The 20551-nt window shown below is 41.1% G+C and carries 16 protein-coding genes and 1 tRNA gene; 13 read left to right on the top strand and 4 right to left on the bottom strand.

Annotation, left to right across the window (positions count from 1 at the left end):
• Positions 1-58 precede the first annotated feature (58 nt).
• The 3 genes from LEP1GSC199_RS09540 to LEP1GSC199_RS09530 are packed head-to-tail and all read left to right on the top strand — an operon-like array spanning position 59 to position 2988.
• Entirely contained in the window at positions 59-805 is a 747-nt protein-coding gene (locus LEP1GSC199_RS09540; protein ID WP_002981335.1) for a hypothetical protein, read from the top strand.
• Between the two features lie 53 nt (positions 806-858).
• The gene (locus LEP1GSC199_RS09535) at positions 859-2199 is read left to right on the top strand and encodes a hypothetical protein (protein ID WP_002981645.1); all 1341 of its coding nucleotides are present in this window, start codon (positions 859-861) and stop codon (positions 2197-2199) included.
• A gap of 15 nt (positions 2200-2214) precedes the next feature.
• The gene (locus LEP1GSC199_RS09530; RefSeq protein WP_002981416.1) at positions 2215-2988 is read left to right on the top strand and encodes a hypothetical protein; all 774 of its coding nucleotides are present in this window, start codon (positions 2215-2217) and stop codon (positions 2986-2988) included.
• A gap of 8 nt (positions 2989-2996) precedes the next feature.
• On the opposite strand, the gene LEP1GSC199_RS09525 is transcribed toward LEP1GSC199_RS09530, so the two are convergent.
• Positions 2997-3083, bottom strand: a tRNA-Leu gene (locus LEP1GSC199_RS09525).
• 5 nt (positions 3084-3088) lie between these two features.
• Positions 3089-3493 (bottom strand): PaaI family thioesterase, encoded by a 405-nt coding sequence (locus LEP1GSC199_RS09520; RefSeq protein WP_002973585.1) that lies wholly within the window; start codon positions 3491-3493, stop codon positions 3089-3091.
• Between the two features lie 162 nt (positions 3494-3655).
• Here LEP1GSC199_RS09520 and LEP1GSC199_RS09515 point away from each other — a divergent pair, with 162 nt between their 5' ends.
• The 4 genes from LEP1GSC199_RS09515 (at position 3656) to sufB (ending at position 10018) form a co-directional block, all read left to right on the top strand.
• Positions 3656-6271, top strand: coding sequence for a hypothetical protein (locus tag LEP1GSC199_RS09515; RefSeq protein ID WP_002981398.1), 2616 nt, complete (start codon positions 3656-3658; stop codon positions 6269-6271).
• A 180-nt stretch (positions 6272-6451) separates the two neighbouring features.
• A complete protein-coding gene (locus tag LEP1GSC199_RS09510; protein WP_002981612.1) occupies positions 6452-7960 on the top strand; it encodes an ATP-binding cassette domain-containing protein in 1509 nt (502 codons plus the stop codon).
• 35 nt (positions 7961-7995) lie between these two features.
• Complete coding sequence (locus LEP1GSC199_RS09505) at positions 7996-8589, top strand: peroxiredoxin (RefSeq protein WP_002973954.1); 594 nt, start codon at positions 7996-7998, stop codon at positions 8587-8589.
• Positions 8590-8623: 34 nt separating this feature from the next.
• On the top strand, positions 8624-10018 hold the full coding sequence (gene sufB, locus LEP1GSC199_RS09500) for a Fe-S cluster assembly protein SufB (RefSeq protein ID WP_002981658.1): 1395 nt from the start codon (positions 8624-8626) through the stop codon (positions 10016-10018).
• A 22-nt stretch (positions 10019-10040) separates the two neighbouring features.
• On the opposite strand, the gene LEP1GSC199_RS09495 is transcribed toward sufB, so the two are convergent.
• Positions 10041-10343, bottom strand: coding sequence for a transmembrane 220 family protein (locus tag LEP1GSC199_RS09495; protein WP_002981643.1), 303 nt, complete (start codon positions 10341-10343; stop codon positions 10041-10043).
• 73 nt (positions 10344-10416) lie between these two features.
• Here LEP1GSC199_RS09495 and LEP1GSC199_RS09490 point away from each other — a divergent pair, with 73 nt between their 5' ends.
• Positions 10417-11652 carry a PQQ-dependent sugar dehydrogenase gene (locus tag LEP1GSC199_RS09490; RefSeq protein ID WP_002981204.1) on the top strand — a complete coding sequence of 412 codons (1236 nt, stop codon included), beginning with the start codon at positions 10417-10419 and terminating at the stop codon, positions 11650-11652.
• A 68-nt stretch (positions 11653-11720) separates the two neighbouring features.
• Entirely contained in the window at positions 11721-13715 is a 1995-nt protein-coding gene (locus LEP1GSC199_RS09485) for an LTA synthase family protein (RefSeq protein WP_002981372.1), read from the top strand.
• Here the strand turns inward: LEP1GSC199_RS09485 and LEP1GSC199_RS09480 are convergent.
• Complete coding sequence (locus LEP1GSC199_RS09480; protein WP_002981253.1) at positions 13699-15018, bottom strand: sterol desaturase family protein; 1320 nt, start codon at positions 15016-15018, stop codon at positions 13699-13701. The genes LEP1GSC199_RS09485 and LEP1GSC199_RS09480 overlap by 17 nt on opposite strands.
• Positions 15019-15231: 213 nt before the next feature.
• Here LEP1GSC199_RS09480 and rlmN point away from each other — a divergent pair, with 213 nt between their 5' ends.
• The 4 genes from rlmN (at position 15232) to LEP1GSC199_RS09460 (ending at position 20497) form a co-directional block, all read left to right on the top strand.
• Positions 15232-16290 (top strand): 23S rRNA (adenine(2503)-C(2))-methyltransferase RlmN, encoded by a 1059-nt coding sequence (gene rlmN / locus LEP1GSC199_RS09475; protein ID WP_051999752.1) that lies wholly within the window; start codon positions 15232-15234, stop codon positions 16288-16290.
• A complete protein-coding gene (locus LEP1GSC199_RS09470) occupies positions 16277-16561 on the top strand; it encodes a Cys-rich protein (RefSeq protein WP_002981281.1) in 285 nt (94 codons plus the stop codon). The genes rlmN and LEP1GSC199_RS09470 overlap by 14 nt, the downstream gene beginning before the upstream one ends.
• Positions 16558-18264, top strand: a complete 1707-nt coding sequence (locus LEP1GSC199_RS09465) for an ArnT family glycosyltransferase (protein ID WP_002981520.1) — start codon at positions 16558-16560, stop codon at positions 18262-18264. Before LEP1GSC199_RS09470 ends, LEP1GSC199_RS09465 begins: the two co-directional genes overlap by 4 nt.
• A 232-nt stretch (positions 18265-18496) precedes the next feature.
• Positions 18497-20497, top strand: coding sequence for a methyl-accepting chemotaxis protein (locus tag LEP1GSC199_RS09460; protein WP_002981232.1), 2001 nt, complete (start codon positions 18497-18499; stop codon positions 20495-20497).
• The last annotated feature ends 54 nt before the right edge of the window (positions 20498-20551 follow it).

Raw genomic sequence — 20551 nt, 5'->3', positions numbered from 1 at the left:
TAGTCAAACCCCTGTAATCTCGGCTATTCTGCTCCTTGGTTTAAGGAGAGTAAGTTTCGTGTTAAAAAATAGTTTCATCATCCTTTCGTTTTGTTTCTTTTGTTTGTCTCTGCTTGCACAAGAGTCTGGGGCTCCCGAAAAAGGGAAAGAGTCCTTTGAGGAACTCGACAAACTAGACCAAGGGAACAACTTAGAACGAAAACAATATAAGAATATTTCTGAAAATAACAAAGACCGCGTCATTAACGCCATCAAACTATTAACGATTGTGACTGCTAACTTTGGGGATGAAGTTCCTGATTCGAAAGCGGCCCTAGACAAAATCAAAAAAGATTACCAAGTGGTTTTACGTTATTACTACCGACGTGCTTACATTGCTTCGGGGAAAGCGATGGTTACTTTGGAAAAAGATATCTCTACTCTCATGGGTAAGTTTTCAAAAAACTATGATACCAAAACACAGAACTTACTTGCTGAATGTGCTGATTTAATCACAGGCCAAGAACAATCCCAACTTGTGGAATCCTCCCAAGAAGGTTCAAAAGTAGTGGTTCCTTACCGTGAGATTGCAGAAGGCCAACAAAAACTTCGCATTGCTTATGGACAAATGGGATTAGCTACAGACATGTCTCGTGACGATCGTTTTTACGATGCTATCGTACATTACCGGATTGCCAAAGATTATGGAATCAAAATCCTTTCTGATTTCAAAGAAGCAGAAGCGGACAAAAAAGCCATCACTGATAAATACGGTAAAGACTTAAGCGATAACAGAAACCAAATCTTTAGCCAACCTACAAAATAGAACTTTAAACTTTTTCTTTTCTCCGCCCCCCTGGGTGCGGAGAATGACCCATCGTGCTTTTTTTATCTTCATTATTCTTTCGTAGACTTTTCTTCATTTTTGGTTTTGTTTTTTTCTCCTTTTCCTTGGGAGCGGTACCAGTCTTTCGTATTGTTGTGGATCCAGGCCACGGGGGAATTGCCAAAGATCCCAAGGCGCAACATGGGGACAAATATGACAGTGTCACCCAAACTTACTTAGAAACATACAAACAAGGTACGGAACATGGAAACATCACCGAAAGAAAGGTAGTCCTTGACTTAGCCAAAGAAGTTCACCGCATCTTAAAACTAACAGAGACAGATGCCGGTTGGAAAGAATTTGAAGGGTATCTTCAATTATTCTCCAAAAAAACAGATTATACAAGAGTTACCTTCGAAAGTAAACTCACTCGTGAATCATCCTTTGATGAGGATCCCACATCCGATGATCCCAATGCCACCTACCGGTTGTATGATTTCCCAGACCAAAAAACAGGTGTTCGTCGGAAAGGAAGATTGTCTAAAATCAATGAACAAAAACCTCATTTAGTTTTGTCACTGCATTTGAATCCTGCTAGTAAAGGCCAAACAGGGGGAATGGGGGCAGTCCTCACCCCAGGTTACAAAACATTCTCCCAAATCAAAAAAATATCGGAAAAGAAAAAATCACAGAACTCATTTCTTAACGGCCCTTGGTCGGACTGGCTCGTTTTTCAATCGGGATGGTCCAAGTTGGAAAATGCCATGGCGGATACTTGGATTTATCTACATGGATATTGGTCTAAAAAAAATGGGAAAGAAGCCGATGTTTCCAAGTTTGAAGGATACCGCCAAAATATGATTAGCTGGCGATATGCCGATGAACCTAACTGGGAAAAACAAATTGGAAAACCAGGCCCTTACGCCACAACCCACGAAGACTTTTCGGAAACAGGAAAGTTTTGGGAAAGGGAAAAGGGAAAAAAAGAAGAGTGGAGAAGGGAAGGGGGAAAAGAAGGATTTGGTGGTGACAACCACTATGTAACTAAGGAACTGATGCGTTTTGTCCAATATGGACTCCCCGTCCAATTAAAAGAAAAAAACTCTCCTTATCCAGAACTTGGTCCTATCCAAAAACCTTATATATCTACTTACAGCCTTCCGACTTATACCAATGCCCTTTGTGCTTTTATCGAAATTGGTTATGTCAACCGAAGCCGTGATATGAAATACCTTACCCAAAACAAAAAAGAGACGGCCATTTCCTTGGCAGTGGGCATTTACTCTTTGTTTGTTGGTCTGGATGTGAAAAAAAATGTCAATCTACCTTATAACCCAAAAGGTAAAAAAGTAAATTGGGAAAGGTATGAAACTTATTTTGATGATGTTTTATAAATCACTGATACACTCATGAAACCAAAAAAAGAATCTTCAAAAGTACTCGGCCATCCACTCTTTCAAGAGTTGATCACGATGTACCAAAAGTCTCTCCAGAAGAGATACTCGCCGGAAAATTTGTTATTATACCCTGAATTTAGTTCGATACCTCGTTCTAAAATTGACCAATTGTTGCATTTTTTTTTAGAGTACCTGTATCCTGAATATTCCAAACGGAAAGAATTGGACTCCGCCTTTGATGCGTTATCTGGTTTTGTAAACCATCCTACAAAAATTTGGGGAATCCTTGGAAACTTGACCATGTCTATCTTTCGTTTTGGAAAACATTTTCCCATGGCATTAAAAGCAGGCCTTGCGGCCCTCCATTCCTATGTGACCGCCCATCAGTTTGAAGAAGAACTTGTTTTGGAACTTGATAGAAGAGAAAACAAAGTTAGTTTATTACAATCAGAATTTGCAATGGATTCCCTCATTGCTAAAGTAGAAAAAAAGAAAGCCGATGCTTTTCGAAAAGACATTGGTGCTTTATTCAAAGTGTTTTCCGATGCAGAACTCATTCGTAAAATTATTTTGATTATGGAAGATATACTCGTTAAGATGGAATCGAAGGGTAGTTTGTATACAGAGGAAGATAGAAAAGGAATTACATTGGGAGTTTCGATTCTAAAAGAGGGGAGAGGAATCTTTGATCAGATGAAAGAAGAAGAAATAAACCTTGTCTTACAAGCCATTGATACCATCGAAGAAGATTTTTATCAAAAGGCTTGCGAGAGAGATTCGAACTAAATTACTGTTGGTACCGATGGCCGGAATCGAACCGGCATGATGTTACCATCGGTGGATTTTGAATCCACTGCGTCTACCAATTCCACCACACCGGCATAAATCAGTCTTCAGCTTCGATATATTTACCTTTTCCGCGGGCCACTATTTTGCCGATCTCATTTTCTATTTCAGCACGGTTTTCTATGATTTTTTTGTTCTTTTTCACAAACCAACCACGTAAGTGCAATGGTTCATTCACTTTTGCAGGTTGTAAGAAACGAATGGTTAATTCACCTGTTGTGGTTTCGAAATTCATCGCTTCGTTGATCTTAACCATGATTTCATCTAGGATGGTGGATATAATTCCTGGGTGGATTTGATCCGGTAAACCCTGGTATTTTTCGGGGCAGGTGTAATCACCGAAGGCAGTTTTTGTGTCTTCGTCGAATGTGATTTTTAACTGCAACCCGTCTGCATTGTCCGGTGAGGAGGCAAAGCTGAGATTTTTTTTCGCAACGGATTTCATGCCACCATGGAACGCAAGAATTTCTCTTGTGTCAAGCAGAAAAAGAACTTGCGGTCATTTTGGCCCGAAAACCCCCGTAAAATGCTAGGAAATCGAATATTCTTTGAATATACCTTAAGTTACTGTATAGGAAACCTCGAAAATAAAGAGTAGAACCCTTTTATGTTAACCACCCTAATGATGTTACTCGGTCTTTCCGGCGCTGGTGCCGACCTCAATGATATCGCTGGGAGCGAAGGGGGTGGTAGGCCCAATGTTGACTTAAGTCCTCGCCAAAAACGGAGACAAAAACAAAGACAATCCGCGGAAGTTGAGGATACAAAACCTCAATCAAAATCACCAAAAAAAGAAAGGCCATCTTCTGGTGGTCGTGGCCAAGAATTAAATTTCCAAACAGATCCCAAGGAACCTAAATCCAAACCAAAACCTCTTTCGGAAAGACTTTCCGATTTTGATGAGGAAGAAGAGGAACAAGGGGAAGCTCTTGGTGAAGATTCTGGAAAAGAGCCAAAGTCCGGTAGAGGTGGAAGACGTGAGAAACAGAAACCACCCAAATCTCTCAGCGACCTTCCGTTAGGTGAATTTGGAGAAGAGGGTTCGGAATCTCCTTCATCTGGTGAACGACCGCGAAGGGAAAAACCGGATATTAGTTTTTCTGCAGATGATATCATTTCCAAAAATTCGAAGTATTCCTTTCATAGAAGACCACTCCTGAATGCAGAGGCACTTGTTGAAGCCGAACAAGTAGAAGAAGCCATCGAGATCTTTGAACGGACGGGGAACCGAATTCCTGACCAAGAGATCAAAGAAAAAATAAAGAAAAACATCCAGGACTTAGAAGAGTTTTTAGAAGACAATCCTCCTTCTGGAAAACCAGGCGAACCAGGAAAGGACGAAAAATCCAAACAGGATCCATTAGGAAAAGAAAAACCAAAGAAAAAAGATCAGAAACCTGGTGTTGGCACAAAACCTGACAAAGATCTCACCGATCTTGTGGGTGCCTTAAAAGAAGTCTCTGAACTATTTGCAGAATCGATTGCGCGTGCCATTCAATTTGCACAAAGTTCTCCGCCACCTAACTTTCCGCAATCACCCCAATCCTTGCCACAAAGTACTGGATCTTCTGCGCAGCAGACATCGCAATTACCTCCGCCCCCACTTCCGCCAAACGCTGTTGAGACGGCAACACCCGCAGGAAAACCAATCCAACCTTCACCTGCGCAAGGCCCAAGCCCCATCTCTGGCCCTCAGATCAACCAAAACGTTTCCGGTGGAAACCAATTAGTTCACCCAATAGTATACCAGTTTTTACAATCATCACCGCAAGCACCAGGATTTGATCCCAAGGTCGCACAAAACCAAGACCAACTCTTACAATCACTAAACCAAGGTTTGACGACGGGGGGACTGGCTTCTGGATTTCCAGGCGCTCCTATGGCACCACCGGGATCGGGAATTGTTGGTCCTTTTTATGTTCCCCCAGACATGCCTGGTGCGGGTATGCCAGGTGGTTTGGGAAGTCCCACGGCCCCAGGTGGTCTGCGCCAACCTCTCGACTTACAGACGCTAGCGGATCAGATTTCCAAAAAAGATGTTTCAGAGCTTGATCTTCCGGAAGACACATTTTTTTCCAATGATTGGAAACAATTCAAAGACCTGCCTCTGGTGGACCGAAGGTCTGGTGAGGAACGTAGAAAAAATGCGGACAGGCGAACCAACCTAGCGGGAAGAAAGGATCGAAGGTCTGGTGAGGATAGAAGAAAGAAAAACCGATTCCTGGAACGGGAAGATTTTTTAAAAAACCAAGCCCTAAAGAAAATTGAAAAAAAAGCAAAGGAGCTAGAGGCCAAAGGAGAAGAAGCCTCTCTCAATGATTTACTAAAACCATATTTCCCCGACCAACCAAACTTAAAACTGCCTGAGGATTGGGGTCTTGAACCCATTGGTCTTCCTGATCCAAATGATCTGCGTAGGGATGAAAAGGAACCTCCTCTCCACCCACAAGAAAAAGCTGGGTCAGGCGAAGAACCGAATTGGTTTGACTCCACAACGGATGCTCTTCGCAAAGAGTTGGAACTCCCAGATCCTATTGATCCTCAAACGGAAAAGTTAATTTCACCAAAGGCAGATTTACCTGCGGCAAAGGACCCAGACCAACAGAAATCAGAAACCATCATCGAGACGGATCTACCGATCCAAGTAGAGCTCACCAATCGGCCGTTAACGAGTGAAGATTTAAGGATTGGCCTACCCGATGCGGATGAAGTCTTTCGTGACCGCAAACTCAAAGAAGAGGCGGGTGGTGCGACTGCTGGCGAAGGGCCAGCCCTCGAAGATGTAGAGGCTCCCGAAATTGAAATCGTCGATGGAAACTTGGGTGAGATTGCTGAGGAAGAATCTCCTATCCCACTGGATGAGATGGCCGAAAAAGCCACAGAGGATGAACCGGAAAAAATCATCCATGGGGTTTTGGAACTCAAACCCCCCGAAGCAGACGACGCACCATTTTTAACACTCACTTATGATTTTGGAAAAATTCCGCATGCGTTTCGTTTGTCGAAGAATTATTCGATTATGGAATATTCGTATTATAAATACAAACCTATGCTTATGAAGGCCCAAGAGTTTGCACGTCGTAAGATGCTAAAAAATGCTTTGAACTATTACAGAGTGATCAAATCACAAAATATCCCACCAGAACTTCGTAAGATGATCAACCGAAACATCAGGGACATCACCGAGTTTATGGAAAAATTCCTTATGGCCAAAGGGAACTAACTCTTGACATTTTTTTTTATTTTTACAGTCTAACATTTATAAGTGAGGTGTAAACCGATGAGATTGCGAACTAGAAAATAGGCAAACAAAAACAAAAATACTAAATCCATCCTTCTCCTATTTTTTTAGGACAAGACTTGTTTGCCTATTTCCCCTTTGGAAACTACAGGAGCTTGTCGCATGTCCGAACATATCACCATACATAACTTAAACTTTCTTTACGAATCACAATCTGAATTTTTATTCCAAGATCTAAACCTTCATTTCGGGCCAGGTTGGACAGGAATTGTCGGCAAAAATGGAAGCGGAAAATCTACTTTGGCAAAACTCATCGCGGGTGAGTTAGATCCTCATAGTGGAACCATCCAAGGCAAACAATCTCTGTGTTACGTATCTCAAGATACCTACATAACACGGGAAGTTTTGGAAGATCTTTTATACAATGATTCCAAAGAATCAGGTCGGTTTAAAAATCTATTGAAGATACGAATCGAATCTCCGGATGACTACGATTTTTTAAGTTTTGGAGAAAAACGGCGCCTGTTACTTGCAGTGGCACTTTCGGAATCTCCTGCGGTTTTGATTTTGGATGAACCTACAAACCACTTAGATTTCGAAAGCATTCAGATCATTCGGAATACTCTTTCCCATTATCAAGGGATTGGAATTTTGATTAGCCACGATAGATCTTTGTTAGATGATCTTGCTACCCATTGTATTTTTCTTGAAAAAAACTTTTATTCTCAAAGGCCCGGAAATTATTCAGAGGGCAAAAAAGAAATGGAAAGGGAGGCAATTGAGAGAACCCGCGAATGGGAGGCGGCTCGCTTTGTTAGAAAAAAACTAGAAGCGGAACTTACTCGCAGAAGAGAAGAGGCAAGTTTATCACACAAACATAGATCAAAAAAAGGATTGGATCTCCATGATCATGATGGTCGGTATAAAAAGAACTTAGCAAGGGTGAGTGGGAAAGATGGCCAAGCCGGTCGACTCAAACAACAGTTAGATAAAAGAACCGAACATTTGGAACGTAAGGAAAATGAAATTTTTCTCCGACTTCCAGAAAATGAAAATTTAGGAATTCTTTGGAAAACAGAAACTTCCAAAAGGAAACATTTGTTTTTATGGGAAGAGGAAAATTTTGATTTTGGTTTTATGAAATTGCAAGTGCAATCCCATATACAAATTCTTCCCGAGTCAAAAATTGCCATCACCGGAAAGAACGGATCGGGGAAGTCTACACTCCTTAAATTTTTAGTTAAACAATTAGAAGAGAAAAAAATTCCCCATTTGTATTTGCCCCAAGAGTTTTCTAAAAAAGAGATACAAAGTTTGTTATGGGAATTTCAAAACCTACAAGCGGATGTGAAGGCTAAAGTTCTTTCTGGAGTGCATAGGCTCGGGAGTGATCCGAAACGTGTTTTTGAATCGCAAAGTTTTAGTCCGGGAGAAATCAAAAAAATATTTTTATCTCTCCGCTTAAATGTGAATCCCGAAATTCTTCTCTTAGACGAACCTACAAACCATTTGGATATAAAATCTTTGGAAGCACTCGAGAGCTCACTCAAGGCACTTCGCACAGCTTTAGTGGTCGTGAGTCATGATAGGTGTTTTGTCGAATCCATCGCAAAGGAGGAATGGTCTTTGGAAAACCTGTCTGTGACCCAAAAACATCTAGACAGAATCTAAGGATTGTACTTAGAATAATTCTAAGGAGTGACTCTATGCCACAAGTGACATCACATGCCCCTGATTTTAAAGCAACCGCTGTGATCGGGGACAGTTTCAAAGAAATCAAATTGTCTGATTACAAAGGAAAATGGGTGGTTCTGTTTTTCTATCCACTCGATTTTACATTTGTTTGTCCGACAGAAATTATTGAATACGATGCGAAACTCGAAGATTTTAAAAAGATCGGAGCAGAAGTTTTGGGTGTTTCCGTTGATAGCGAATTTTCGCACTTAGCTTGGAAAAAAACTGCCCGAAAAGAAGGTGGTATTGGTGAGATCAAATACCCACTCATCGCTGACAAAACAAAAGAGATCGCAAAGTCTTTTGGAGTTCTGATTGAGTCAGGTCCTGATGCAGGTGTTGCCCTTCGTGGAACTTTCATCATTGATCCTGCGGGAATCATCCGCCAAGCAACTGTTAACGACCTTCCAGTAGGACGTAACATTGAAGAAGCAGTGCGCCTCATCAAAGCTTTCCAATTTGTGGAAAAACACGGTGAAGTTTGTCCTGCAAACTGGGATGAAGGAAAGAAAACGATGAAAGCAGATCCTACTGGATCCAAAGCTTACTTCGCTTCTGTAAATTAATTAGAGAATCTCTAAGATAGAGACGGGAGACAATATGGAATCTACAGCCAGCCTAGACAAGGCACCTTTTGAATTTTACAAACCTGATAATTTTCCAAAGGGACTCACTCGTAAGGTTGTAGAATCCATCTCCCATATCAAAAACGAACCAAGTTGGTTGGCGGAATTTCGTTTGAAGGCTTTTGAAGTCTATGAACAAAAACCCATGCCTACTTGGGGCTTCATTCCTCAATTTCATATTAATATCGATGACTATGTACATTACGTAGGTTCTAACCAAAAGAAAAAAAAATCTTGGGACGAAGTGGATCCTGAGATCCTACGTAGTTTTGAAAAGTTAGGAATTCCTGAACACGAAAGGAAATACCTAGCAGGAATCGAAACTATGAACGATTCCGAAACCATCTATGCCAATGTGAAAAAAGAACTCACCGACCTTGGAATTATCTTTTGTGACATTGATACTGCCATCAAAGAGTATCCAGAACTCGTTCGTGAGTATTTGGGAACTGTGGTTACCATTGGTGACAATAAATTTTCCGCCCTGAACTCAGCAGTATTTAGCGGTGGTAGTTTTGCTTACATTCCTAGAGGAGTCAAAACTCCTATGCCTCTCCAGGCTTACTTTAAAGTCACTGCAGCAAGTTCCGGACAATATGAACGGACCCTCCTCATTGCAGACGAAGGGGCTCATTTAGAATACAGCGAAGGTTGTACTTCTGTCCAAGACAAAGGAACCAATTTTCATACAGCCGTAGTTGAACTTGTGGCTAAAAAAAATTCTAAGATCTTTTATACCACAATCCAAAATTGGAAAAAAAATATGTACAATTGGACCGTGAAACGGGGGATATGCGAAGAAGCAGCCCACATCACTTGGACCGATTGTAATATTGGTGCCAATACCATCAAATACCCAGGGATTATTTTAAAGGGTGATCATTCTACTGGGGATGTGCTTTCCTTAGCTTTTGCAGGAAGTGGACAGGTGCAAGATACGGGGGCTCGGATCATTCATGTCGGAAAGAACACTCGTTCCAATATCCTTGCCAAAGGGGTTGCCCTTGACGGGGGAATCAATTCTTACCGCGGACTTGTTAAGTTTGAACCATCTAGCAAAGGTTCTTACAGCCATATCAAATGTGATGGGCTTATGATGGACAATCGTTCTCAGTCCCATGCGTATCCTTACAACGATGTGTCAGGGGAAGAAGGAACTCTCAATTACGAAGCGACAGTTTCGAAAATTGATGATGACCAATTGTTTTATCTGCAATCACGCGGGATGTCGGAAGACGATGCGAAGTTACTTATCATCAACGGATTTTGTGAAGGTGTCACCAAACACCTAGATGTGGAATATTCAGTAGAGATGACAAAACTCATCAAAATGATTTTGGAAGACGGAAAGGTGATTGCCGAAAAATAATCGGCAAATTCATTCTTTAGTTTTATTTTTTAAATACTAGAACGGCTACGGCCGCACTCGCAATCAGTAGTCCTAAATATTCTCTGACTTCTTCCACTTCCATCCCAAAGTAGGGAGCTTGTGTGTAGTAATACCCCGCTAAAACTAAATAAATGGGAATCAGAATCCACCCAACGAATTTGGGTATCTTACGGTAAAATCCTGCTAGGGCAATGGCAGCCACAAAAGCATAAATGGGGAACCAGAGGTAAGGGTCTGGGTCATTCAATTGCAAATAAGCAAAGTAAAGGAAGGTCGGGATACAAATAATTCGAAAGAGTTTCATAGGTCTCACCAAAGTTTTTTGATTGCGGACACAAATCCAAGCCATTTATCTTATGACTGGAACCTTAAGTATTATGAAAATCCAAATCTTTGTCTTATTTTCCCTTTTGTCAGTCTCTGTTTCTTGCGATGATTTAGGCAGAACTGTTTTAAAAAACTTCAATAAGAAGTATGAAACCGATGGCCAAGTCCTCGGATCCAAACCTTTGTTTGTTGGAATCGATGCTAACCGCAAACAAATCGCCATCTCTTTACAAGAAGTGGTGAAAGTAAAAGAACCCACCGACATCCAATTTCCACCGGGGGACACACCCTTTCTTTTTGCCTTGGAAAAAGCAGGAAACCTCATCCTTTTTGACAGAGAAAAAAAGACAAGTCGAGTGCTTGCTAAATTTCCAGTCATTACCGACAGCGAAGAGGGTCTTCTTGGCCTAAGCTTCCATCCACAATTTCCCAAACAACCGAAACTTTATACCAATTATGTAAAGTCCATTGCCAGTAAAGACATCACCATTGTTTCTGAATGGGTTGTAGAAAACCCAACCAGTTACGATACCATGAAACTCGTAAACGAACGTGTGTTATTGCAAGTGGAACAACCTTATCCCAACCACAATGGGGGACAGTTGGCATTTGGTTTGGACGGACATTTGTACATTGGACTTGGGGATGGAGGTTGGAGAGCCGATCCTAAAAACAATGGACAAAATCCAAATACCTTACTTGGATCGATTTTAAGAATCTCTGTATCCCCTGACACCCAGTCGAAAAAACCATATTCCATTCCTACGGATAATCCCTTTGTGGGAAAAGCCGGTTTCGCCCCAGAAACTTTTGCTTATGGGATTCGGAATCCTTGGAGGATGAGCTTTTCACCTGACGGACGTTTGCTTGTGGCGGACGTAGGCCAAGATGCTTATGAAGAAGTAGATATTATCCTTTCTGGAAAAAACTATGGCTGGAACCAAACGGAAGGATTCCATTGTTTTACTGACGGTTGTAATACGGCGCTTTACCAACCTCCTTTTTATGAATACGGAAGAGAGGAAGGCCAATCCATCACTGGTGGGTATGTTTATGCAGGAACTGCCATTCCTAGTTTGAAAGGAATGTATGTCTTTGGGGATTTTATCCAAGGAAAAATTTGGGCCATCCCAGTCCCAAAACCGGGAGAAAATACAAGGATTACAGAAACCTTGGCTCTTGGAAAATGGAACCTTCTCATCCCGACCTTTGGACGGGACAATGATGGGGAAATTTTTGTAGCAGACTACCAATCGGGAACCATTTACAAAATGGTAAAACCATAATCAATTGCACCGGTCCAAAACCACTTGATCACTTTTTTAGTCTTATGGAAGTTTCTTAATTTTTATTTATGAAAAAACTATTTTCTAAATTGCCGTTTTACATTCGATTTCACTTACTTCTCGCTGGCCTTGGGATTGTATTTCTTACCATCTACCGGGCCTGCTTTTTTATCATGTATTCTTATCGAATCCATGACAAATCAACTTGGATCATTCTGAAAGCTTTTTTAAAAGGGGCTAGGTTTGATATATCCGTCTTGTGCGTGTTACTTGGCGTGAGTTTGTTGTATTCTTCGTTACACTTTCTCAACCGCAACCGAATTTACAGGGCAGTATGGCGAACCTTTCCTGTCATTTTGATTATCCTGCTACTTTTTCTTCTCATTGCCGATTTGATTTATTATGAGAACGGAAACAAACATTTAGGATACGAAGCCTTTGCTTATTTGGGTTTTGAGATGTTGCCCCTTGTGGGTTCTGCCTTTTCCCAAAATCCTATTTTGTTTTTGTTAGGGCTTTTAGTCATCGGAGGAATTAGTTTTGGAATTTATAAAATCCAATCTAAGTTTCCTTATTCTCATGTAAATTTACACTACAAATGGGCGGGCTTACAGTTCCTTGTGGTTTTAGCCCTTTTAGTTCTTGGGATCCGTGGAGGCATCCAAACAAGTCCGCTTCGGACAAGTGACGCCATCATCACCAAAGAAACCATCATCAATGATTTGGTATTAAATCCCGGTTTTACTGTGATCACTGACTTAAAGATGACGAAAGTCGATGACCGTCACTTTATGAAGTTAAGTGATGCCAGTGTCATTGTACAAAAAGAAGTGACCTATCCTGGTGCCAACTTTGTTAGCGAAGAGTATCCTTTACTTCGAAAAACCACAGTCGCAACTAGTAAACCTTTGCCACATATCGTAGTGATAGTGTTAGAAGGTTGGACTGGAAAATTTATTGATATCATTGGAACAGGTAAGGTAGATGGAAAAGTTGTTACTCCTTATTTCAACCAACTCATCCGCCAAGGAATGTTCTTTAAGAATTTTTTTGCGAGTGGGGGACGAACGACCAATGGTCTTATGGCACTTATGGGTGGAATTCCCGACAGGCCAGGACTCTCTGCGGTTCGCACACCGCAAATCCTGAATCGTTTTTCAGGCCTTGGCAATATTGCTAAAACCATTGGATATGAAACTCTTTTTGTAACGGGAACCGATCTCAGTTTTAACAATAAGGGAAGTATCATGTACCATTGGGGTTTTGATACACTCGTTGGCAAAAGTGAGTTAGAAAAAGTTCCTGAATACAAAACGGGACCTTGGAGTTATTTGGGCGAAGCCTCACTCGATGCGATGCATAAAAAACTCCTTCTAGTGAAACCAGAAAAACCGATTGTTTCTGTGATCCATACAGGAACCACTCACTATCCTTACAAAGTGCCCGATGAGAAGTATCGTTTGTTTGAATCGACCACGCAAGACAGCGAATACTTAAACGTCCTTCACTATGCAGACTTTGCATTGAATGAATATATGGAAAAAGCAAAAAAAGCCCCTTATTTCAAGGATACCATTTTCTTTTTTGTTTCTGACCATAGCCACCACCGGTTTCTCAACTATTACGAAGACCGTAGTGTTCCCCTCTTGATTTATGCACCGGGAAAAATTAAACCGGAACTTCGCGAAGACATCACCTCTCAACTCGATTTAATTCCGACCATTCTCGGATTTATGGAAAGGGAAGTATACTTTAGTGTAATGGGTCGGGACTTACGAAAAGTAAAGGGTCATTCGGCTTATTTTGCCTACGGGAATATCTTTGGATGGATCGAAGATGATTTTTTGTATTACCAGTCGGTTTCTGGGGGACAAGGGGAAACAAAGACCATCAAACCACCGTTTGTGGACATTGGACTCTGTTACAAGGATATCAACTTATGCAAAAAACATGGGGATAAGACCAAAGCTTTCCTAAATTTAGGAGACGAACTCCTGAAGTCGAACCATTTGTTCCCTTCGGAGTCCGTTCTTAAAGAGATTAAATCTAATACCAAGTATTAGAAATATTACTCAAATCAAAGAAGGTCTTTCGTTTGAGAATGATCCAAGCTAAGGATACAAACGAGAGGCCAATGAGTGGAATGGCAAAGATTTCAATTTTTGGAATATTGGAATACACAAGGGCACCCACAAAAGCCAAAATAAAAAGAACATTCCTTACAACTTCTGTTCGTCTTGACCATCGTTTCATTTCCATTGTTCTATCGATGGAGAACAAACTAAAGATAATCACAATGGATAAAATTCCAAGAGTCACCATATCTTTTTCTAAATTGATTTTTGCTACCTTCCAAATCACAAGACCCACAGCCATAAGTACGGCCGCTTGGAGAGCTACATAAATCATAACACCCATAGGAGGTTTTGGATCATACTTAACCACTTTGTCTGGTTCGGGAGCAGCATCAGCACTAGTCATTAAGTAAGTTGGTTTCCAACCAGGAGGTCCAAAAATCGTTTTAAACACATCACCAAACGATTTACATTTCAAAATTTGAAAGAACATATCTTTGAATACATGTAAGTTTACCGTGATCGGATTGAAGGAGTTCACGGGTTTTGTCAAACCATAGATAGGTTCTTCTGCTTCCCATTCAAAGGACCCAAACATACGATCCCAAATGATAAAAATTCCCCCGTGGTTGCGGTCAATGTACTTGGGTTGGATTCCATGGTGGACTCGGTGGTTGGAGGGAGTCACCATAAACTCTTCTAAAAATCCTAACTTCCCAACAAAACGAGTGTGGACCACAAATTGGTAAACTTTTAGAATTCTGTGACTGAGTAAAAACATGGGCCACGGAATTCCGAGTAGGGCCATAGATAGAAAGTAAGTATATTCGAATATTCTTTGTAGTCCATTCCCTCGAAAGGCAACGGATAAATTCATTTCTTGTGTGGAGTGGTGGGTGACATGAGTGGCCCAAAACAAATTGATTTCGTGACAATGTCTGTGAAACCAGTAATAGACAAAATCAGCAAAAACGACCGCAAAAGTCCAAGCTCCGAGAGCCTGCCAGTTTATTGAAAAACTAGGCGAAAAACGAAACGGGCTTTCCAATGGAAAAAAATGGTAACCTAATGCAGAGAGTGAAAAATTCTTCTCTACTTTGTCATAGACATAGAGTGCTCCGAGTAGGATCACCACTCCAATCAAAGCAAAGATCACACCCGTACTCACATCGGCAATGAGAACGTTCAATCGGTAATATTGTTTTCCTTTGAAGTAGGAAACAAAAATCTCGATTCCTATCAGCGCGACCATGACGATAAAGGCGTATTCCATAAAGGCGTCGCTATTCATTCGTAAATTTTCCTCACTTGATACTAGGCTTTTGAATCAATGCGTGTAAGTCAATGTCCATTTGGATTCAGTAATTTCACTAAGAATGGTCCTGGAATTCTTTTTTAGACTTGTTCCAAAGGCGATTCTGGAGTATGAATAGAGAATTGCCGGAAATCCTTGTCCCTACGGGGGGCACAGAAAAGATTGGCTAAAGGTGGAAAATCCAAACCAATGAAAGAGGAAATACCGGTTCTCAAAGGGAAAACCAAAAAAGAACTAGAAGAGCTATGTGTTTCCTTAGGTCTGGAAAAATACCGAGCAGCACAAATTTATACGGGGATCTATAAGAGCCGTTATACGAACTTAGACCAGTTCACCACCCTGTCTAAAGAAGCCCGCGAAAAATTAAAACAACATACATCTTTCCCAGAAATCGAACTCGGAAGGGACTTAGCATCCAAAGAAGACGGAACTCGCAAATTCACTTTTTATGTGGGCGAAAACAAAGAGATCGAAGCCGTATGGATTCCTTCTGGGGATGGTGGTCGTAAAACCATTTGTATTTCATCTCAAATCGGATGTACTCTCAATTGTAAATTCTGTGCCACGGGACTTTTGGAATACAAGGGAAACCTGCATACTTGGCAAATCCTCGACCAAATTTTACAAGTGGAACGTCTCGTCGGAGACCGTGCCACAAATATTGTTTTTATGGGAATGGGTGAACCCATGCACAATTATTTTTCGGTGATGAAGGCAGCTCATATCCTTCGTGACCAGGAAGGTTTTGGTCTTGGGGCACTTCGAATCACCATCTCTACTGCCGGTGTGACTACGGGGATCAATCGTTTTATTGAAAACAAAGAACCGTTTAACTTTGCCATCTCTCTGAACCACCCGAATCCCAATTCTCGTTCTTCGATTATGGATGTAAACGACAAACATCCGTTAGACAAACTAGTGGAATCAGCAAAAAGATTCACAAAGGAACTCGACCGCGCCATTACTTTTGAATACGTAATGATTCCTGATGTGAATATGGGTCGCGACAATGCGGAGCGTCTTGCAAAAATTGCACGTTCAGTCAATAAATGTAAAATCAATGTGATCCCGCTTAATACGGATTTTACCGGATGGCGTAGACCCACAGACGATGAAGTCAAAGATTTTGTTATGCATCTCAAAGCAAAAACAACAGCTCCCATTCTCAACCGAAGGAGTCCTGGCCGGGACATTAACGGCGCTTGCGGAATGTTAGCACTCAAAGGAATTCGAAGTGAAACACGGTAAATGGATCTTAACTCTTGCGCTAGCTATCTTTTTTGTGAATTGCCAAGATATCGTAGAAAAAAAATGCCAAGCGGCTTGCGAAGTATTTGTCACTTGTACTGAGGAAGAACTGAAACTCACTCTAGCACCGGATGTCAAACGTACAGGTCGAATCCAATGTATGGATGGATGTACCACACACAATAGTGATATCCTCCAATGTTATGACCAAGAACCCAATTCCTGCAAAGGATTTGGACAATGCCTCCTACAAATTGGTACTTTAGAATGAAAGAAACACTCAATCCCTCTGAAAGAATTTTTTATCGAATTCTCTTACTCATCGCATCCCTTCCAGTTTTATTCACTCTTCCTTTAGATGTGATTGATATTGACAGTTCGCAATATGCAGGGATAAGCCGTGAACTCGTGTTATCTGGTGATTTTTTTACTTTGTTCGACAATGGGAGACGTTATTTAGATAAACCCATCCTTACCTTTTGGACAATTGCCACATCCTTTTCTCTATTTGGAATTAACAATATTGCCTTTCGGATTCCTGCGATTTTACTTAGTTTACTTTCTGTTTTCTCTATATACCGCATCACCATTTTAACCGGTGGAAAAGAAAGACAAGGTTATTTGGCATCTTTTGCTTATCTTCTAGCTCCTGGTTTTTATGCCATGATTGTGGATCCAAAAATTGATGTGTATCTCACCGCTTATTTGGTTTTTACTTATCATTTTTACTATTTAGGAAGAAAGAAAAATCCAAACTTCTTTTACTTAATGTATCTGATGATGTCTATGGGATTTATCACCAAAGGTCCTATCTCTGTTGTGATTCCTGCTTTGTCCATTGGTGGAGACATTCTTTTTCGCAGGGATTGGAAGTTGTTATTATCGATGAGAGTTCCCACAGGGATTTTTGTCCTCGCTTCCCTTCCTGCCTTTTGGTGTGTTTTACTTTATAAAAGTTTTAACTCTTATGGCCCCTCTTTCTTTTTGTGGATCCAATCTTTCGGTCGTTTTTACAAAGAAATGTATGATGTGAAGTTTGATCCGTTCTACTTTTATAAATCCTTTTCTTGGGCTTTTTTTAGTGGGGTGGTGCCGATGATTATCTATATCGCATTTCGCACTTACAACTATATCAAGTCTCTGGGTTGGAAAGAAATCCTTCGCAAAATCCGCGCTAACGAATACAAAGAAATCGACTTTGTGATACCATTTTGGGTATTTCTATTTTTATTTTTAATTTCTTTTTCCAGGTTTCCCCTCCCGCAGTATACTTACTGGGTATTGCCGGGGGCCGCCTTGTATTTTGGAAAGATTGCTGAAGAAAGTTTGTTTCGTTCCACTGTAGAACGCCTTCGTCCCTCTTTCCTTATCGCTGGCCTTGTGTATTTGGTCGGGTACTTTCTCATTCCTGTTTTTGTTGCCGATGTAGGAATTGTTTATTATGTATTTGGTGCGATAGGGATTTTATTTATCATGTTGTCGGCTCAACTCATTCCATTGGAAGTGCTTGTCACTTTAGTGGGAGCCACACTATTTTTTAGCGCGATTAGCATTCAATTTTATCCACTACTCACTAGTTACCAACCGGCTAAAGAGTTTGGTGCTAAAATCAAAGAACTAGAACCAAATGAACCAGTTGTGTATACCTTCTGGTTGTCCAATTCCAAAAGGTCTTACGGTTTTTATGCAGAAAGAAACTTTAGAAACGTATATGATCGGGATAAATTAGACAAACTTTGGTCTGAAAAGCCGGAGAGGCTTCTCATCCTTCCTTCCGAAAAACTTGGTCAATTGCAGGAACTGGCAGGGCCTGGATACAGCATTGTGCCGGTTTTGGAGCGTGAATCCTTCAAAGTGGCCACACCGACTATCGGATTCTTGAAAAAAGAGACAAGGGGCCTCGTCACAAAGAAAATTTCTTTGGTTTGGCTAAAAAAAATTCAGGGGAAATCTTCTAAAAATTCGAAAGTATAACTAGGCTAAATTGTGTAAGTCTGGTTTTTAGGGCCCTTCGATGTCAAATCAGGGCCTTTTTTTTTGCCCTCTCAAAATCTGCCGATTCTGTTTTTTAGAGACTTGTACTAATGATTTACAGCGGATCACCATTGTTCCTTTCCAACAAAATACATTTTTGGAAATATTTTTCCAAGAAATCCTTTTCATTTTTTAAAAACACGGTGTAATGACACGTCACATACGGTGCTATATGAAAAGTTTAAAATACATTTTAGGTCTATATACATTTCTCTCCATCCTCATTTTATCTGTGGTTGTATCGACTCTCATTTTGTATTTGAACTGGGGTCTCCTTGTTAAAGTCTACCGAGGAGAAATGGAAAACGCAGGTAAAAGTGCCGGTGCCGAACTTTCCAATTATTATAAATCGCAATTGCGAATCGCAGGTCTTCTTTCCAAACAAAGAGAGATAGTAGAATCCTTTCAATCCGGAAAGGCAAAATTTGCCACCGATCTTCTCGTAGGTATGATGCAAGAAGCGAATGGGGAATACGAAAATATCTTTTTATCAGAGCCCATTCAAAACGCAAAAATTTTTGCTGCAGGAATCCCTCGTTCCATTGGATACCAGCTGGAAGAATCTAAAACAGGGGACCACGTTATTGTCGCTCTAAAGAAGAAATTTTTAATAGGATCGGTGCAAGAGTCGCCAATCACTGGTTTGCCGGTGAGTTTGGTTTCTTTTCCCATTGAAGATAATGGTCGTCTTGTTGGAATTTTATGGATTGCGTTGAATTTGGAACAAGTTTCCAAACGAATGGGAGAAGGAATCCATGTGGGAGCCAATGGTTATGTAACAGCCATCACCACCAAGGGAGTTGTCTTTGCAGGCCCCGATAAATCCAAAATTCTAAAATTAGATTTAAGTAAAATTCCAGAAGGTCGTCCCATCCTAGAAGCCAAAGACGGAGCTTACTTTGAATATACAGAAAATGGAAAAGACTTTGCCTTTCTTATCAAACGCCTAGAAGAATGGAATACCATCATTGGAGTGGTGCTTCCTAAGTCCGATATGAATTCTGGATTCATACAGGTGGCGATCACAGCTCTTGTGGTTGTATTTTTAATTACTGCCCTTGTCGTTTTTGGAATCTTTCGGTTCCTTAAAAAACGTTTGTTACCTTTAGAAACTTCCGTTGCCATTTTAGATAAAATGGCTGCTGGCGATTTAACTGAATCCTTTACTCTCACCAATCATGATGAAATTGGACAAATGAATTTAGCACTGGATGGTTTTGTCAAAAGTATTCGTAACTCTCTGGGAGAGATCCAGGCAGTGGCAGAAGAGATTGCGTCCTCTTCCGAAAGTTTGCGTGATTCTTCTGCTAATTTTTCTGATATGGCGCAAGGAACGGCTGCATCGGCGGAAGAGATCTCGGCCACCACAGAAGAAGTGGCGGCCAGTATGGAAACCACTGCGGTCTCCACTGTCAAACAACACGACAACATCCTTGAGTTTAATCAAAAGATTTTGGAACTCTCCAAAGGAGCCATCCAAATTGAAAAGGATACCAAGGCAGCCCTTGCCAATACAGAAAACATTACTAAACAAGCCAAACTTGGTGGTGAGTCCTTAAACCAAATGAAGGACGTGATTGGTGTCATCTTGGAATCTTCCTCTGAAATGAAAGAGGTCATTGGAATCATCGATGAAATCTCGGACCAAACTAGTTTACTGGCACTCAATGCTGCGATTGAAGCGGCAAGAGCAGGGGAGGCAGGTCGTGGGTTTGCCATTGTTGCCGAAGAGATCTCCAAACTCTCTGATAAAACCGCCCATTCCATCCAAGCCATCGAAGATATGATTGGAAAGAACAGTAAGGAATTGGAGGAAGGTGCCAAGGGAATTCGTTCCTCTTTGGAGCTTTTGAACCTGATCATCCGAGACATTGCCGAAGTGGAAAGTGTGATGAAACGTCTTTCGGAAGCCACCAAATCCCAACTGAGTTATAACCGGGAAGTGGATGAACGCTCCGCTGAAGTGGGTCGTGAATCGGAGTCCATTCGCGGGGCCATCGACGAACAAAAGCGTGCCATCGAACAAATTTCCCAGTCTGTCGTTGGTATCAATAATGAAACCATGCACATTGCCACAGGTTCTGACCTAGTTGCTTCTTCTTCGAAAAGTCTATCTCATGCAGCAGATACTTTGCGTTCGATTACCAAGCGGTTTACAATCACTAGGAGCTAGAGGAATCGATTCAGGTGAACCTTATGCAAATCTTAGGCCGATTCTAACTCATTC

The sequence above is a fragment of the Leptospira vanthielii serovar Holland str. Waz Holland = ATCC 700522 genome (assembly GCF_000332455.1).
Taxonomy (GTDB): domain Bacteria; phylum Spirochaetota; class Leptospiria; order Leptospirales; family Leptospiraceae; genus Leptospira_A; species Leptospira_A vanthielii.
This window is presented reverse-complemented; position numbering and strand designations above follow the sequence as displayed.

Coding starts and splice junctions, on each gene's coding strand:
- rlmN (WP_051999752.1), top strand. CDS start 15,232: ATGAAAGAGGAAATACCGGTTCTCAAAGGGAAAACCAAAAAAGAACTA.
- LEP1GSC199_RS09530 (WP_002981416.1), top strand. CDS start 2,215: ATGAAACCAAAAAAAGAATCTTCAAAAGTACTCGGCCATCCACTCTTT.
- LEP1GSC199_RS09520 (WP_002973585.1), bottom strand. CDS start 3,493: ATGAAATCCGTTGCGAAAAAAAATCTCAGCTTTGCCTCCTCACCGGAC.
- LEP1GSC199_RS09505 (WP_002973954.1), top strand. CDS start 7,996: ATGCCACAAGTGACATCACATGCCCCTGATTTTAAAGCAACCGCTGTG.
- LEP1GSC199_RS09490 (WP_002981204.1), top strand. CDS start 10,417: ATGAAAATCCAAATCTTTGTCTTATTTTCCCTTTTGTCAGTCTCTGTT.
- LEP1GSC199_RS09485 (WP_002981372.1), top strand. CDS start 11,721: ATGAAAAAACTATTTTCTAAATTGCCGTTTTACATTCGATTTCACTTA.
- LEP1GSC199_RS09460 (WP_002981232.1), top strand. CDS start 18,497: ATGAAAAGTTTAAAATACATTTTAGGTCTATATACATTTCTCTCCATC.
- LEP1GSC199_RS09480 (WP_002981253.1), bottom strand. CDS start 15,018: ATGAATAGCGACGCCTTTATGGAATACGCCTTTATCGTCATGGTCGCG.
- sufB (WP_002981658.1), top strand. CDS start 8,624: ATGGAATCTACAGCCAGCCTAGACAAGGCACCTTTTGAATTTTACAAA.
- LEP1GSC199_RS09510 (WP_002981612.1), top strand. CDS start 6,452: ATGTCCGAACATATCACCATACATAACTTAAACTTTCTTTACGAATCA.
- LEP1GSC199_RS09515 (WP_002981398.1), top strand. CDS start 3,656: ATGTTAACCACCCTAATGATGTTACTCGGTCTTTCCGGCGCTGGTGCC.
- LEP1GSC199_RS09465 (WP_002981520.1), top strand. CDS start 16,558: ATGAAAGAAACACTCAATCCCTCTGAAAGAATTTTTTATCGAATTCTC.
- LEP1GSC199_RS09495 (WP_002981643.1), bottom strand. CDS start 10,343: ATGAAACTCTTTCGAATTATTTGTATCCCGACCTTCCTTTACTTTGCT.